11 protein-coding genes and 3 tRNA genes are annotated in these 15,854 nt (G+C 46.1%); 4 read left to right on the top strand and 10 right to left on the bottom strand.

What is annotated here, in order from left to right:
• The first annotated feature begins 82 nt into the window (after nucleotides 1-82).
• The 3 genes from MsAg5_RS07435 (at nucleotide 83) to MsAg5_RS07425 (ending at nucleotide 605) form a co-directional block, all read left to right on the top strand.
• A complete protein-coding gene (locus MsAg5_RS07435; protein WP_338099993.1) occupies nucleotides 83-397 on the top strand; it encodes a hypothetical protein in 315 nt (104 codons plus the stop codon).
• Nucleotides 373-446: transfer RNA gene (locus MsAg5_RS07430), tRNA-Val, on the top strand. The genes MsAg5_RS07435 and MsAg5_RS07430 overlap by 25 nt, the downstream gene beginning before the upstream one ends.
• 85 nt (nucleotides 447-531) lie before the next feature.
• Nucleotides 532-605: transfer RNA gene (locus tag MsAg5_RS07425), tRNA-Val, on the top strand.
• Between the two features lie 41 nt (nucleotides 606-646).
• Here the strand turns inward: MsAg5_RS07425 and MsAg5_RS07420 are convergent.
• From MsAg5_RS07420 to trkA, 6 genes are all read right to left on the bottom strand, one after another.
• Nucleotides 647-1,495, bottom strand: a complete 849-nt coding sequence (locus tag MsAg5_RS07420; protein WP_338099992.1) for a DNA alkylation repair protein — start codon at nucleotides 1,493-1,495, stop codon at nucleotides 647-649.
• Between the two features lie 175 nt (nucleotides 1,496-1,670).
• The gene (uvrC, locus tag MsAg5_RS07415; protein ID WP_338099991.1) at nucleotides 1,671-3,506 is read right to left on the bottom strand and encodes an excinuclease ABC subunit UvrC; all 1,836 of its coding nucleotides are present in this window, start codon (nucleotides 3,504-3,506) and stop codon (nucleotides 1,671-1,673) included.
• Between the two features lie 96 nt (nucleotides 3,507-3,602).
• On the bottom strand, nucleotides 3,603-4,010 hold the full coding sequence (locus MsAg5_RS07410; protein WP_338099990.1) for a Mov34/MPN/PAD-1 family protein: 408 nt from the start codon (nucleotides 4,008-4,010) through the stop codon (nucleotides 3,603-3,605).
• A gap of 788 nt (nucleotides 4,011-4,798) precedes the next feature.
• Nucleotides 4,799-6,037: a hypothetical protein gene (locus tag MsAg5_RS07405; RefSeq protein ID WP_338099989.1), complete on the bottom strand. Its 1,239-nt coding sequence runs from the start codon at nucleotides 6,035-6,037 to the stop codon at nucleotides 4,799-4,801.
• 214 nt (nucleotides 6,038-6,251) lie between these two features.
• The gene (locus MsAg5_RS07400; RefSeq protein ID WP_338099988.1) at nucleotides 6,252-7,691 is read right to left on the bottom strand and encodes a TrkH family potassium uptake protein; all 1,440 of its coding nucleotides are present in this window, start codon (nucleotides 7,689-7,691) and stop codon (nucleotides 6,252-6,254) included.
• Nucleotides 7,692-7,871: 180 nt separating this feature from the next.
• Entirely contained in the window at nucleotides 7,872-9,212 is a 1,341-nt protein-coding gene (gene trkA, locus MsAg5_RS07395; protein WP_338099987.1) for a Trk system potassium transporter TrkA, read from the bottom strand.
• Between the two features lie 113 nt (nucleotides 9,213-9,325).
• On the opposite strand from trkA, the gene MsAg5_RS07390 reads away from it, so the two are divergent.
• On the top strand, nucleotides 9,326-9,922 hold the full coding sequence (locus tag MsAg5_RS07390) for a uracil-DNA glycosylase (protein ID WP_338099986.1): 597 nt from the start codon (nucleotides 9,326-9,328) through the stop codon (nucleotides 9,920-9,922).
• A gap of 106 nt (nucleotides 9,923-10,028) precedes the next feature.
• On the opposite strand, the gene MsAg5_RS07385 is transcribed toward MsAg5_RS07390, so the two are convergent.
• The 4 genes from MsAg5_RS07385 to MsAg5_RS07370 form a co-directional block, all read right to left on the bottom strand.
• Nucleotides 10,029-11,327, bottom strand: a complete 1,299-nt coding sequence (locus MsAg5_RS07385) for an MBL fold metallo-hydrolase (RefSeq protein WP_338099985.1) — start codon at nucleotides 11,325-11,327, stop codon at nucleotides 10,029-10,031.
• A gap of 557 nt (nucleotides 11,328-11,884) precedes the next feature.
• Nucleotides 11,885-14,218: a DNA topoisomerase I gene (locus MsAg5_RS07380; protein ID WP_338099984.1), complete on the bottom strand. Its 2,334-nt coding sequence runs from the start codon at nucleotides 14,216-14,218 to the stop codon at nucleotides 11,885-11,887.
• Between the two features lie 824 nt (nucleotides 14,219-15,042).
• Nucleotides 15,043-15,115 (bottom strand) — tRNA-Gln (locus MsAg5_RS07375).
• Between the two features lie 224 nt (nucleotides 15,116-15,339).
• A complete protein-coding gene (locus MsAg5_RS07370; protein WP_338099983.1) occupies nucleotides 15,340-15,744 on the bottom strand; it encodes a hypothetical protein in 405 nt (134 codons plus the stop codon).
• Nucleotides 15,745-15,854: the final 110 nt, after the last annotated feature.

Genomic DNA, 15,854 nt, shown 5'->3' with positions numbered 1-15,854 from the left:
AAACGGAACAAGAAAAACTGTATTGTTAGAAACGGAAGAGGGAAAACGGACCGAGAAAGACCTGTATTGTTAGAAACAGAAGATGGAAAACGGAACAGGAAAAAACTGTATTGTTAGAAACGGAAGAGGGAAAACGGAACCAAGAAAAACCTGTATTGTTAGAAACGGAAGAGGGAAAACGGAACCAAGAAAAAACTGTATTGTTAGAAACGGAAGATGGAAAACGGAACAAGAAAGACCTGTATTGTTGGAACAAAAGATGGGAAAGAAACCGGAAATTATGTGGAATCTGACATCGAAAAATACAAAAACCGCAATAAGAAAATATGATAAAAAGATATTTATAGTAAGTTTTCTATTTTTGACGAGCAAGGGCTCGTGGTCTAGATGGTCATGACGTCGCCTTTACATGGCGAAGGTCCTGAGTTCGAATCTCAGCGGGCCCACTCACATTAAAGCCGAATGTTGCCGATGTTTGCATGCAATATGGTTTTATACAAAAAGGAAGTATTACACTTCGTATCAGTTGGCGGGCTCGTGGTCTAGATGGTTATGACGTCGCCTTCACATGGCGGAGGTCCTGAGTTCGAATCTCAGCGGGCCCACTGATAACTTTTCTATTTTGTTATTTTTGAGTGAATATTTATCATATTTTAATTTCCAAATTTTGACGTATTTTATTTGCGGCGCCCATATACTTTTTCTTTTGTTCGGGCGTCAATTTTTCAATCGAATACCGCAGCATGGTTCTCGGCATGACCGCCGCATTATATTCTAAATAAGCGATCAAAACCGCTTCGTCTTTTTTCCCGATTTCCCGAAGCATCCAGCCGGTTGCTTTGTGAATCAAATCTTCATTGCTGTCCAAATATAAATCGCAGAGTTTCAGCGTCGGCTGAAAGATACCGGCCCGGATATATGCTTGCGTCGCCATGACCGCGATCCGGTTTTCCCACAAATCATCGGATTTGGACAATTTCGACAGCGTTTCTTTTCCCAGATTTTTCGGGTCGGTCGTCAAAAACCAATTTCCTAAAATTTGAGGCGCCGACGCGTCCACCAGATCCCAATTGTTGACGGATTTTAAATTATCCAAATAAAGCGCCACGATTTCCTTTTTTTCGCGGGCGGCTTCTTTGGCCGGATCGTCGGTTTTTGAGGGAACGGATTTGGATTCAGATTTAGGTTTGATGTTCGTGTTTTCCAAACGGCTGGCTTGATCATATTTTTCAACCAGCATGAACAAAGCGGCTTGCCGGATTTCATGAAGCGGAGATGCCAAGAGTTTTTCAATTTCCGGCAGGCTGATTTTCTTGTAATTGGATTTAGCAATCACCCGGACTTTCGGGACAACGATTCCAATAAAAACGTCGTTTTCGCCATATTCCCCCGGGCCGGTTTTAAAAAAACGCTGATGATGAGCCGCCTTTTTTGGGTCGCTCATCGCTTCCATTTCCGATTGAATCATTTCCGCCGTCACGAAATCCTTTGTCATTGCCCATCTCCGTTTAACATTAAAAAGTACTATTGTTTATGATTCAGACGTCTTGCGAGAATATAAAGGTTTGACGAGCCCGGTGAAAGTAAAGAAAAAAATAAGAGAATCGGTTTGAACTCAAAACAAAAATGTGTGCCATAACGCGCGCGCCGCCGGCCGCCGAAAAACCGAATCAATCTCTCATCGTTTTTTCACGCAGCAGCCGGTTGTACGTAATCGCGAACCGGTGAGCCTCGTCCCGGATTTCCTGAAGGTAAAGGGAAGCCTTTTCATCCTTTTTAATCGGCAGCGGCTCGGACATTCCCGGGACAAAAACTTCTTCTTCGCGTTCGGCGAGCGAAATCACCGGCGTTTTAACGCCCAATTTTTTCAGTTCGTCGACCGCATAAGACAACTGCCCCTTTCCGCCGTCGATGAGAATCAAATCCGGCAGATCCTTGTTTTCATCCAAAAGCCGGGAATAACGGCGGTTGACGACTTCGGCGATGGAAGCGAAGTCGTTGATGCCTTCCACCGTTCTGATTTTAAACCGCCTGTAATTGGATTTATCAGGTCGCCCATCCCGGAATTGAACCATGGAAGCGACCGTATTTGTTCCCGACAGGTGAGAAATATCGAAACACTCGATGACGCTCGGGGTTTTCGGAAGCATCAGGCGGCGGCCGAGTTCTTCCGCTTTTGAAATAGACCCGAAGAATGCCAATTCGATGTTTTTCTCCGCCAAATCCAAAAGAACCTTTTTGTCGCCCCGTTTCGGAACCGTGATTTTGACAGTTTTTCCGTGGCGCTGGGAAAGGAAATCAATGAGGGACTGGCTGACCCGGCCTGTTTTTTCATCGGCAACGGATTCGTTTTCATCAGCAGCATCTGCGATGTCGTCGCCCTTATTTTTGGATTTGGATTTAGCATTGGGTTTTGAAGAAGTATCTGCACTTGAATCTGTAACAGTGGCAACAGTAACAGCAGCGTTTTCCAAAACAGGTTCAGAGTTAGAAGGTGTTGTTTTCACGGCGTTCTGTTCATCCACGGAATCCGTTCCCGTTTCAGTGTCCGTATCCCAATACCCGCTTTCTCCCGTATAGGCTTCCTCTTCCAAAATCTCGGATTCTTCCGGCAAAATAATCTCGGCCGGCGTTTCGTGGCCGGAATAATATTGAACCAAAAATTCTTCCAGGAAATTTCGGCTGTAGTCGAAAGCGAACTCCTCGCGGCCGACCAATGTTCCTTTGATCACATTAAAAACAATGATGTAAATCTTATTTTTCCGGACGATGTAGTTGATGACGTCTTCATCGTGATTGATGCGCCGCTCCATGTTTTGGCGGGTTTTCAAATATTCGAGCGAAGAAATTTGATCCCGAAGTTCCATTGCCAGCTCAAATTCCTGACTTTTGGAATATTTGCCCATTTCCTCGTGAAGGGTTTGAATCAGCTCGTCCGTATTGCCGCGCAAAACGTAATCGGCTTTATCGATATTTTTTTGATAATCGGCTTTGCTGATGTTTCCGATGCAAGGCGCGCTGCAATGACCGATGTGGTAACGCAGGCAAGCGCGTTTGGGCATATTCCGGCAAGACCGCAATTTGAACGTTTTTTTGACCACGTCCAAAACCACATCGCGATCGGCGGCGGACACAAACGGTCCGTACAATTTTCCCTGCGTCGTTGCCTTCCGGAGAATACCGATTCTCGGGAAATCATCGCCGGTCAAATGAATAAAGGCGTAATTTTTCGCGTCTTTCAAATCGATGTTGTATTTCGGCTTGTGTTTTTTGATAAGCGTATTTTCCAATATCAGCGCTTCAACTTCATTTTCCGTTAAAATAAAGTCGACAGACTCGATATTCCGAACCAAAACGCGGGTTTTCGGATCATGGTCTCGTTTTTGAAAATAGCTGGACACGCGTTTTTTGAGATTTTTCGCTTTGCCGATATAAATGATCTCCTGATCTTTGTTCCGGTAGATATAACATCCGGGAGACTGCGGAATCGTGGAAAGATCAATCATAAGGTCCTCAGAGATGCGAAAAATATTGTTTTTGTTATTTTTATCGTTTTTGTTATGTTTATCATTTCGATTGCTTCTATTTTTATAATAGTAGTCTTAAAAATCGTCATCCATCAGGTCGTCTTCATCCGGAAAATCATAGTCGACAATTTCGACTTGAATCGGATTTCCGCCGCGGTCAAAAGCATTCCAGGAATTGCGTTTGTACGGGCTCCCGACGATGATGTTGATTTCTCCGGTTTGGAAGAAGATGAGATCCTGCTCGGACGGGCGGGCCACGCCGCTCGGGTGGCTGTGAACCGTACCGGCGTGCCTCATATTCGGAAGCATCCATGTGTTGATGCTGACGCTTTGGTTGGTCGCCTCCGTTCCCGGCAAATAAATAACATTGGTAATAATGTCGCCGTCCGCTTCCAACAGCGCGCCGAATTCGTGTGGATGGGACGCTTTGCAGGATTCCAAGATAAAATCAAGCGTATCGGACGCGATTTTTTTGACAGGCATTTGAAGCTCTCCGAATGAATAATTGAAATAAATTAAAGATGACAGATGCGGAATAATATGAAGTGTGAAAGTTAATATAAATACTTGACTAATAAAAATGGATTAAAGGCGGATAAATGCTTTTGTTTTTTGTTTTGATTTTGTTGGATTATGTTTTTGATTTTTAACGGGCAACGTGCACGCGCGTTATGGCACTCATTTTTGTTTGAGTTTAATAAAAATATCGATTGGCTTTTGAATAATTCAAGCAAGCAACCCCGCAAAATCAGACGCTTTGCGTCTGTATTTTGCGGATTCCCATCAGTAAGATACATTGATTTGAAAATACGGATTGCACCTACAGGTTACTATTTTTAAATTCCAATTTGCATCTGTAGTTAACTATTTTTAGATTCCAATTGCACCTATAGGTTACTATTTTTAAATTCCAATTGCACCTACAGTTCACTATTTTTAAATTCCGATTTGCACCTTACAGTTAACTGTTTTTAGATTTCAGTTTGCACCTTCAGTTTCCAAAAATACAGTTGTTTCCTAATCCGATTTGCACCTTGTCGTTTACAGTTTCAGATTGTATATGTCCGCGGTATCCGTAAAATACAAACGCTATCGCGTTTGATTTTACGGGATGGCTTGCTTGATTCTCCAAAAACCATCCCTGAGTTTTTAAAAACACAAAAAAAGTGTCGCCGTAACGCGCGCGCATGCCGCCCGCAAAAAAAAGAAAAATAAAAAAAAGGAAAAACTGAAGAAAGAAAAAAATAAAAAAAGAAATGAACCAACCCGAATCAGTATTCGGGTTCAGCGTCATCCAGACCTTCTTTTTTCTTTTCTTCTTTGTTTTGATCTTTGCTGTCGTCGACTTTTGATGTGTATTCTTCTTCGAAATCGCCGTCAAACGTATATTTGCTGGCAACGGTGTCGTTTTGGAGACCATCGTCGTCGTCTTCAAACAAATCAACATCGATAAACTGCGTCTTTTTCGGACCGTCGCTGGTCGGCGTTGCCTGTGTGACCGGCGCTTTGTCGGCAGCCGGAGCGGAAACAGGTTCCGGCTCCGAAACGGCTGCGGCAGATTGCACTTCAGCTTCGTGAGCTTCATTTTCTTTATCTGTCGCCATCACGGAGTCAAAGTAAGCATATTTGTGGTTGTATTTTTTCTTGTCATCCATATCATTGGACGGGGCGCTTGCGGCCGGCGCCGACGGACGGGAAGGCGATGAAACCGGAGCAGCGTTGTCCATTTTGGTGTCAAAAGAAGACGATTCAGCTGCATACGACTGTTGCGGCTGCGATTGCGATTGTGGTTTGCTGTCATTCTTTTTCAGTGGAACGATGAATTCGGAATCTTCTTGCGGCATGGTCGTCCGGGACGAGCCCACGATTCCGATTTTTGCGTCAGGATCCATCGCCCGGTTCGGGTCGTTCGGAATGTTGGTCGACGGATAAGAGGACGGCGAACCGGACGGACGGGACGGTTTGTAAGAATATAAATCGGGAGATGAGGCCGGACCGGATCCGCCGGCGGATTCGGAAGAAGAATCGTCGGACGCCATCGCGGCAGCGCCGGCTGCGGCGCCGACGGCAGCACCTGTGGCAACGGCTGCAGCTGCAGGCGCTGCGGAACCGGCTGTTGCAGCGGAACCGGCTGTTGGGGCAGAAGCGGCGGAAGCGGTGGACACCGTTGAGGTTGCGGCTGTTGCCGACGGTCCGGATTCACCGGCTTTGGGCGGTTTCCATTCCAAAACTTTTCCATCGTCGGCGGCATATTCTTCCGCTTTGGACCCCGATTTCGGGTCTTCGGAGATGGACGGAATCATTTCCGAGGAAGCGGATTCCTTTTTTGCCTCTTTTTGAGCGGCTTTGCTTGGCTTTTCTTTCTTCTTTTTATCCTTGCTTGACGGCTCCTTTTGGACGCCGTGAAGTTGGTTGAATTTTCTTTTGCCGACATACCAACCGATGGCGGCAACGACAATCATCAGGACAATAAAACCGATGATCCCTAAAAGAATCGTTGTGAGTTCCATACCTCAAAAAGACACCTTGTTTCTATATAAAAATTCGCCAATGAAACGGTATCCGCTTGCAATGAATCTGAAACGGGAAGGTGACCGCCGTTAAAAAACAATCCCCGTTTTTTGCAGACCGCCGGCGAAATGATTGCCACAACGCGCGCGGCGCCGGCACGCAAACAAAAAGTAAAAACAAGCGTTAAAAAAGTAAAAACAATAATGAAAATATTTATTTTTTCCAAAATTCCGACGTGAACAGCAAAAGAACGGTATACAGTTCCAGTCTGCCGATCCACATGTTGGCAATCAGAATGATGCGCGACAATGGCGGAAGAATGCCGAAGTTATCAAACGGACCGATCATGGCGCCGAAGGCCGGACCAACGTTGCCGAGCGACGTGATGGACGACGTGACGGCAGTGACGAAATCCAAGCCGAGAATGCAGAGAAGAACGGCGCTGATGGCGAAAACCATCAAATAAAGAAACATAAACGAGAGAACGGAATGAACCAGGTCTTCCGGAAGGCTTTTGCCGTTGTATTTGATCGGGCGGACGGCGTTCGGGTGCAGGAACTTAAAAATATCCCGGCGGGAATGGCGAATGATAATCAGCCAGCGGACAAATGTCGGACCGCCGGACGTGGAGCCGGAACAAGAACCGGTAAACATCGCCAACAATAAAACCATTTTCGCCGCGTCGCTCCAAACATTATAATCCGTGCTGACGAAACCGGTGGTGCTCATCAGGCTGCTGATCTGGAAAGCGGAATAACGCAGGGATTCCCAAACGCCGTAATCCATGTCCCGGATGAGAAGAATCGAGAGAAGACCGACGATGACGGCGAAAAACAGAATGTACGCCTTGAATTCTTCATCACGGAAGAGGTAGCGGATGTTTTTTGTCAAAGATTTGTGAATCAGTGCAAAGTTCGTTCCGGCAATCAGCATAAAAACAGTCAGAACGATTTCGATTTTAAAATCGCCGAAATGCTTGATGCTGTCGTTGTACGGCGAAAAACCGCCGCTGGCCATTGTGGAAAACGAGTGGACGACAGCGTCGTAAAAAGACATATTGAGCGCCAGCAAAATGACGACTAAAACCAACGTGATGCCGATGTAAAGCACCCACAAAATCTTGGCCGTGTTGCTGATTTTTGGGCTGATTTTGTCTTCGGTCGGCCCGGAAAATTCCGTTTTGTAAAGCTGGCGGCCGCGCAGATTGACTTTCGGAATCACGGCAATGAAAAGCGCAATAATACCGAGACCGCCGAGCCATTGAATGAAACAGCGCCAAAATAAGATGCTTCGGGAATAAGATTCAATATCCGATAAGATTGTGGACCCGGTCGTGGTGACGCCGGACATGGATTCAAAAAGAGCGTTGAGCGGTGAAAGTCCCGCAAACAGGAAAGGAATCGCGCAAAAAAACGCGCAAAAAAGCCAACTGAGCGCGACGACGGCGTAACTTTCACGAATCATCCATTCGTCATTGTCCGGTTTTGAAAAACGGTGAAGCATATAACCGATCACAAGCGCCGCAAACATTGAAACGGCAAACGGAACAATGGATTCTCCGTAATAAATGGCAACCGCCAGCGGAAGAATTTGGACGCCGGCCAAAATGAGCAACACTTTTCCGATAATCGATAAAATGTTGTGATAGTTCATGAACCGGCCGCCTAATAATCTTTTTTGATTTTATGGATTTTTTGTTTGTTTTTTTCTGCGCCGGCCTGCGCGCGTTATGGCGCACATTTTTGAAGATACCGGAAACGATAGACTCGATCTTTATGTCGCATTTCTTTTTAAAATTGCTTTTGTTTTTGATTAAATGGGTTAACTTTTCAATTACTTAAACAGCTTACTCAACTTGGAATAAGCTTCCGGTTTTGAAAATAAAATCACCCGGTCTTCCGGCTGAATAACCAGGTTTCCGTTCGGGACGATTTGTTCGTCGCCGCGGACCACCATGCTGATAATGGCGTCTTTGGGAAAATCCAGATTTTTAAGCGGCGTCCCGACAATTTTTGATTTTTCGGTGGCGTGATACTCCAATATTTCGGATTTCGCCTGCGGGACCGCCCTCAGCGTTTCAATGCCGGTTCCGGACGTCAGCCGGAGAACTTCGTTAATCGTTGCGTTGCGGGTACTGAGCGCGATATCGACGCCCACCATTTCAAAAACCGGAATGTAATCCGGATGACTGGTTCGGGCAATCACTTTTTGCGCGCCGAAGTGTTTGGTCATGAGGCCGCACAGCAGATTTTTTTCGTCGCTGTCAGTGACGGCGACCACGACATTTGAACCGCCGGCGTCTTCCTCTTTGAGTAAATCAATATCTGTCGCGTCCCCTTTGAGAATCAGCGAGTTGGGGAGCAGGTCCACGATTTCCAGGCAACGGTCCTCGTTTTGTTCGATTATTTTTAAATCCACATCGGGATCTTTATCAATCAGATTTGCCAAGTACAAACCAACGTCGCCGCAGCCGATGAGCAAAATTTTCTTCCGCTTCTTTTTGCCGGATTCTTCTTCCGGAGAAAAAACGGACTGCATGTGGTCGATATCTTCCGTTTTACAAATGACGATCGCGTTGTCGCCCGGCATGAGAAAACTGTCGCCGCCGGGAATAATAACTTCGCTTTGACGCATGAGCGCGCTGATGATGCAGCGTTTTGAAATATCCAGTTCCTTAAACGGTTTGCCGATGAGCGGATTCTTTTCGGAAATCTGGAAGACGACCATTTCCACTTTGCCGTCCGCAAACAGTTCGGCGTCAACGGCGCCGCGCAAATACAAAAGTTCCGCAATTTCAGACGCCAATGCCAATTCCGGGCAAACCATGACGTCGATACCGACTTCGGTTCGGGTGGAAATCGGTTTTTTAATATAATCGGGGTTGCTGACACGTGCAATCGTTTTGGCTTTTCCCTTGGACACGGCTTTGGCGGCCAAACAAGCCAAGATGTTGATTTCGTCGTTGCTGCTGACGGCGACAAATAAATCAAAAGAGGGTAATTTTTTGAGGAGATCGACGTTCGCGCCGTTCCCGACAACAATTCCGACGTCGAGCTCGTTGGCGCGAGCCGCACGCTCCGTGTCCTTTTCAATGACGATCACGTCATTCTTTTCGGACATAATTTTCGCAATGTTGTAACCGACTTCACCGGCGCCGACAACAATGACTTTCATGAAAGATTTCTCCGTCTGGAATTTTATAACTAAAAATATATAAAGAATGATTGAGGCTGAAGTGCTTTCTATATGAAGTGTTAATATATATAATTTAAACTCTTTTTGGTTTTATGAAACTTATACCTGTTGATTTAAATTCTTTTTTAGAAGAGGAAGACGGCGGTTCAACCAATTCCGAATTCGACGACCTCAACAAACGGATTTTAGCGTGCAGGCGCTGTGATTTGCACCTGACCGTCACCAACAAAGTGATCTCCAAAGGCTCCAACCACCCGAAAGTCGTTTTTATCGGCGAGGCGCCCGGCAAAAATGAAGACGAAACCGGCGTCCCGTTCTGCGGCCGCGCCGGAAAACTGCTCGACAAAATGATCAATTACATGGAAATGAAAGACGGCGACTGGGCCGTGATCAACACGCTGAAATGCCGCCCCCCGGAAAACCGGACGCCGACGACGAAGGAAATCGAGATTTGCCGCCCATTTTTGACGGAACAGCTGCATCTCATGAACCCGACCGTCATCATTCTGCTCGGAAATACAGCCGAAAAAGCATTTGGAGAAAGCGTCGGCTGGGGCGAACTCAAAAAGACAAAAGACGGTAAAATGCTTTTAAAAATATTCCATCCGGCCGCCATGATTTACAAGCGGGAACGGGAACAAGAACAGTATGCGTTTTTGGACAAATACAAGTATTTGTGGACGGAATAATTGAAAATTATCTGACCCAAGATTTAAAAAATAAAATTAAAAATATGAAAATTAAAAAATGAAAAGGAAGAGAAGGAAAAAGAGGAGGAAAAAGAAAATCTGAAAATTAAATCACAAACTTATCCCCTATTTCCGGCGCAAACGCCTCAACGCCGACATTTTCTTCAACCCATTTTGCGAATTCTTCCGTGTTTTCCCCATGAACGCAGAACACCTTCTCCGTTCCGTTTTTGCAAAAGCTTTTCACAAACTTTTTGAGATCTTTATCGCCGGAGTGCGCCGAAAAATCATATCGGTTGACTTGCATATTGATGTGGTGAATTTTGCCGTCTTTTTCAAAGAACTTGGAATTCAAGATTTGCCGTCCGTTTGTTCCTTCCGCTTGATATCCGGTAAACATCAGCCGGGACCGCGGGTCGTTTTTCAATTTTTCCAAATAATAAAGCGCCGGTCCGCCTTCCAGCATGCCTGACGTCGTCAAAATAACGGAACCATGCAGCGGCGCATGACGGTGGTGTCCGCCGGATTTAATTTTGTCTTTTTGCTGCAGATTAATCGCGCTTTGAAACGCTTCTACCAATTCTTTTTTGTCGCGCAAATAGTTTGGGAATCGAATCAAGCGGTTGTAAGCTTCAACGCCCATGCCTTCGATGTACGGAGAAATACCGTTGGCGTGCAGCAACATCAGAATTTCCTGCGTCCGTCCGATCGCAAATGCCGGAATCAGAACAGAACCTCCCCGGTTGATGGTTTCATAAATGTCTTCGATAAACCGCTTTTCGGTTTCCGCGCGGGGCGGATGGTCGCGCCCGAAATAGGTGCTTTCGATGATGAGCACGTCGGCGTGCGCGGCTTCTGTGGCTTTTCCGACCAAACGCGTGTCTTGGTGGTTGACGTCGCCGGTGTAATAAACGCTTTTGCCGTCGCCCATTTTTTCCTTCAAAAAGATGGAAGACGCGCCCGGAATATGGCCGGCGTCAAAGAAACGGACTTTATAATCCATATTCAAGTTCAATTCGTCATATTCGGATAAATCAAATGATTTTCCGGGGTCAATCTCAGTTGTTTGCCGAAAAAGAGTGGGCAGATCGTCTTCCATAAACGGACAAAAGTCGCCGTCGGCAGCGGCGATTTTGAGCGTGTCCCGCGCCAGCATTTCTGAAAGCGATGCCGTTGGGGGCGTCATAAAAAACCGCGGCGCCGGCATATAACGAACAAGTCCCGGAATCGCGCCGGCATGGTCCAAATGTCCGTGAGAAACGAATACGGCTTTCGGAAAAACGGAGCCGGACGGATATTCGGTGACCTCGCCGACTTTAATGCCGTAGTCGAAAAGAATTTCTCCGTTGACAAGAATCCCGGAGCGGCCGATGTCACGGCAAGCGCCTAAAAATTGAAGTTCCATTTTTAATCCTAAAAAATAATTTTGCCGATTTATTCTGATTCGAGCAAACCAACCCGCAAAATCAAACGCGATAGCGTTTGTATTTTGCGGATTTCGCAGTATAATGAGATAGATATTACTTTACAGATTCCGTTTGTACCTACTGATTGTAATTTATAACTTACACCTGCAGTTGTTAGTTTTACAGTTTGCACCAACTGATTTTTAATTACAGATTGCACCGGCAGTTGTTGGTTTTTCAGTTTGTACCATTAGTTGTTAACTTTACGGTTTGTATCTACTGCTATTGTATCCATCACATTACATCGTATTCCGAGAAAATCAAACGCAAAGCGTTTGATTTTTCGGGAGGGTTTGCTTGGGATCGTTAATTTAGTTGAATTTATTTTCCGCGACCGCAGGGAGCCGGTCGCGAAGCGAACTTACGGAAACAGGCCTCCACCGCCCTTGAAAAATTCCTAGCGAAGCGACGGAATTTTTCGGTTGATTTTTCGGGATGGTTTGCGTGATTTGAAGAAGAAAATGTTAGAAACCTTACAAATGCTCACTGTAAATTTTTACTCTTCTGCTTGCTGAGCATTCTTCGCCGCTTCTTTCCATTTGTCAATATTTTTGACGCTGATGCCGGTCTTTTTGGCCAGCTTTTCCGTATTGGCGGCCGCTAAATCTTCCAATGTTTCAATCTTGGCGTCGTTTAACTTTTTGAGGGACGCTTCGCCGAGCCCTTTGATGTCTGAAAGGGTTTCCGGCGTTTCCGATTTGCTCTTGGCTTTGGCGCGGGCTTGAGCTTTTTTCACGGCTTCGCCGAACGGAATCATGGTCCGGCCGCTTTTGTCGGCGTCTTCCTTCTGCTTTTCCCAGTCTCTGAAATTGCAGGCGGGGCAGCCGAATTCCCAGGGGCGTTTGCCTTCGGTGATGATTTTGATTTTCGCCATGTTGTGCTCGTCGCACATTTTGTCGGTCACGACAACTTGTCCGGTTCTTGGGAGCGGCAGCGAGTAACTGCATTCCGGATAACCGCTGCAGCCGATGAAACGGGAACCTTTCTTTGATTTTCGGATGATGAGATCGCAGCCGCAGTTTTGGCATTGGCCGACGATTTTGTCTTCCAGAAGACCGGATTGGAGGGACTTAGCGATTTCTTCGCTGTTCTTTTCCAAATCTTCAAAAATCTTGTTCAGCATTTCACGGGATTCGGCCAGCACGTCGCTTTCTTTGATTTTTCCTTCCGAAATCTTGTCCATGTCTTCTTCGAGCTGCTTCGTCATGTCCGGCTTCACGATGGTCGGCGTGTACTGTTCCAGCGTATCGACGACGGCGTACGCCATTTTTGTCGGCTGGAGCGGATTGCCGTGAATATAATATCTGGACGTGAGCTTGTTGATAATGTCGGCACGCGTTGCTTTTGTGCCGAGGCCCAAATCGTCCATGAGACGGATGAGGCGGCCCTGGCCATAACGGCTCGGCGGCTGGGTTTCTTTTTCAAAGAATTCTTTGTTGGCGACTTTGAGTTGGTCGCCTTGCGCCAACTCCGGCAGGAGGCGGTCTTCGGGTTTGTTGTACGGGTAGTACCAGCGCCAGCCTTCGTTGGTCAGGCGGGAGCCGTTGACTTTGAATTCTTCTTTGTTTTCCCCTTCGTTGATATCGATGTTGACGCGCAGCGTGTGCCATTCCGCTTCGCCGGCGAATGTGGCCAGGAAACGGCGGACGACGAGCTCATAGATTTTCCACTCGTCTTCTTTCATGTCGGAGCGCTTGGCGGGCGCCACAGGGTGAATCGGCGGGTGGGCCGGATCTTCTTTTTTGCCTTGCATCGGCGTGAGCTCTTTTTGCTTGAGCAGTTCTTTGGCGTAAACTTCGAACTCGGTGCCGATGAACATTTCGATTAAGGTGCGCAATTCAAGGCTTTCCGGATAGATCGTGCTGTCCGTTCTCGGATAAGAAAGGTAACCGGCTTCGTAAAGCGTTTGATACATGCGTTTGGCGTTGTTGACGGAAATGCCGACGGCGTTGGCGGCCACGTAAAATTCGGTCGTGTTAAACGGGATCGGCGGCTTTTCTTTGCGTTCTTTGGCTTCGACAGCGGCGACTTTTGCGGTGCCGCCGACAACGACATTTTTGAAGATGCGTTCAGCGACTTCTTTTTCAAAGATGCGGTTGAGATGATATTCCGAGACGAACGGCTCTTTCTTTTTGGTTTCCAGCGTGGCTTCAATTTCCCAATAGTCGACCGGAACGAAGGCTTCGCGCTCTTTTTCGCGTTCGACGATGAGGGCGAGCGTCGGCGACTGGACGCGGCCGACAGACAAGAACAGTTTTCCGAGGCGGCCGGCGCAAAGAGAGATATATCGCGTGAGCGAGGCGCCCCACACCAAATCGATGACTTCGCGGGAGTGGCCGGCGTCGGCGAGGTTGAAATTGACGGTTGTCAAATTTTCAAAAGCGTGCGTGATGTCTTTGGGCGTGATGGCGCTGTAAAGCGCGCGGTTGAACTTGACGTCCGGGTTGGCGGATTGGATGAGCGAAAGCGCTTCGACGCCGATCAATTCGCCTTCACGGTCGTAGTCAGTCGCGATGGTGACGAGGTCGGCGTCTTTGCCGATGACTTTGAGCGCGGTGACGATTTTTTTATTGGTGGTGGTGACAATAATGTCGGCGTCAATCAAATCTTTCGCCGAATTTTTTTGCCAGTTGTTGTATTCTTTGGGAAAATCGATGCCGACGACGTGTCCCGACAGTCCCATCACGACCGTTCGTTCGTGTCCGCCGTACGAAAATTCGTACGTTTCGACCCCGAGCTTGGGGTAGCGCACCTTTTTCACTTTGTTTTCCGCCAGGATCGCCGCAATTCTTTTGGCGGCGGTTTCTTTTTCCGTGACAATCAGATACAAATTGTAAAACTCCGTTATTTTTTAACTTTAAACATATTTTTATGATTTTGATTTTTGATGTGATGTGTTAATGTCAAACCGTTCTATTTATATTTTGTTCACTCCCGTTTTAATTTTCGTCACAGCGAAATCACATGCAGATGGATGTGTCATTTTGAGAGAGATTTTGAACTGTTGTCGAAAAATTGTTTTTTTCATAAAATATAAAATATTTAGACAGAAAATATTGTTTAAAGAATGAAACCGGGGTTGGTTTTTGTTTTTGCGAACGCAAAAATAAAAACCGGCGGCTTTGAGGTGAATCTTTGAAAAGGAGGGACCTCTCATGGCGGCGGCTGTTGCGGCCGTTGGAGCAAGATAACACCTGTATTTGTGGAAACAGATTGGAAAACGGAACAGGAAAGACCTGTATTGTTGGAAACAGGTTGAGAAAACGGAACAGGAAAAACCTGTATTGTTGAAAACAGGTTGAGAAAACGGAACAGGAAAAACCTGTATTGTTGGAAACAGGTTGAGAAAACGGAACAGGAAAAACCTGTATTGTTGGAAACGGATTGGAAAACGGAATAGGAAAGACCTGTATTGTTAGTAGTTTTGTCCGGCGTTGCCCCGCTAATTCAGACGCGTTTCGCGTCTGAATTTGCGGATATCTCAAAAAAGATGAGAGAGAAGCAGAGATGCAAACTGAAATTTGAAAATAGTCAACTGTAGATGCAAACTGAACCTGAAAACAGAAACAGTAAAGATAGAAACAGAAAGAATAGAAATAGATAATAGAAACGAGAAAATAATCGAAACGAAATAAAATGAAAAATAAAAATGAGTAGCCCGGCACGGATTCGAACCGAGGTTACAGGATCCAGAGTCCCGTATGATTGACCACTACACTACCGGGCTTCGTTGATGGTTTTTTTGAAAGATTCAAAAACGAACGAATTCAAAGAATTCAGTTCTAAAAGTGAAAAATGATATAAATACTTTTCCCGGCGGACACCGTTTTTTAAAAAAAGCCCGCGGAAAATAAAAAATATGAATATAATAGAGTAATCCACATCAGATTAATCTAATTGATCAATCACGTGATTAATCCACATCGGATTAATCAAATAGATCTCACGTGATTAATCCACCGTTTCTTCTTCGTTTCCTAAAACGGCCGTCCACCACCAACGAGCCATGTCGCTCAAGTCTTTGGAAAACTGCCCGGAAAGCCGGTACTTTTGATTTTTGACGGAAATAAGCCCTGCGCCCATCAATTTGTTGCGCATCGAATAAAACGAGGCGCGGTTGGTTCCGAGCTGCTCGATGATAGATTCCCATTCATCCGTTCGAAGCGGGTTGCCTTCTTTTTGGCGCTCTTCAACCATGTTCAAAAACTTTTGTCCGCGAACAGCCGTTGCGTCTTCTTGAAAAACGCGCCGCATCAAACTGTAATACGGATCGCGGGAATTGCTGACGCGCGCGCCGGAATCGGATCGGACAATGATCGTTGTCGCTGTTCTCGGGGCATTTTTGACGGTAGACATGATTGTTATAAAGACATTATGAATACATAAATTTTGTGAACCGGATATTGAACTGAATCAACAGAATATTGAACCGAATATTGTGAACCGAATAAAGAATATTTATATAA

It is taken from the genome of Methanolapillus africanus, from assembly GCF_032714475.1.
Taxonomy (GTDB): Archaea; Halobacteriota; Methanosarcinia; order Methanosarcinales; family Methanosarcinaceae; genus Methanolapillus; species Methanolapillus africanus.
This window is presented reverse-complemented; position numbering and strand designations above follow the sequence as displayed.

Coding starts and splice junctions, on each gene's coding strand:
- MsAg5_RS07435 (WP_338099993.1), top strand. CDS start 83: ATGGAAAACGGAACAGGAAAAAACTGTATTGTTAGAAACGGAAGAGGG.
- MsAg5_RS07420 (WP_338099992.1), bottom strand. CDS start 1,495: ATGACAAAGGATTTCGTGACGGCGGAAATGATTCAATCGGAAATGGAA.
- uvrC (WP_338099991.1), bottom strand. CDS start 3,506: ATGATTGATCTTTCCACGATTCCGCAGTCTCCCGGATGTTATATCTAC.
- MsAg5_RS07410 (WP_338099990.1), bottom strand. CDS start 4,010: ATGCCTGTCAAAAAAATCGCGTCCGATACGCTTGATTTTATCTTGGAA.
- MsAg5_RS07405 (WP_338099989.1), bottom strand. CDS start 6,037: ATGGAACTCACAACGATTCTTTTAGGGATCATCGGTTTTATTGTCCTG.
- MsAg5_RS07400 (WP_338099988.1), bottom strand. CDS start 7,691: ATGAACTATCACAACATTTTATCGATTATCGGAAAAGTGTTGCTCATT.
- trkA (WP_338099987.1), bottom strand. CDS start 9,212: ATGAAAGTCATTGTTGTCGGCGCCGGTGAAGTCGGTTACAACATTGCG.
- MsAg5_RS07390 (WP_338099986.1), top strand. CDS start 9,326: ATGAAACTTATACCTGTTGATTTAAATTCTTTTTTAGAAGAGGAAGAC.
- MsAg5_RS07385 (WP_338099985.1), bottom strand. CDS start 11,327: ATGGAACTTCAATTTTTAGGCGCTTGCCGTGACATCGGCCGCTCCGGG.
- MsAg5_RS07370 (WP_338099983.1), bottom strand. CDS start 15,744: ATGTCTACCGTCAAAAATGCCCCGAGAACAGCGACAACGATCATTGTC.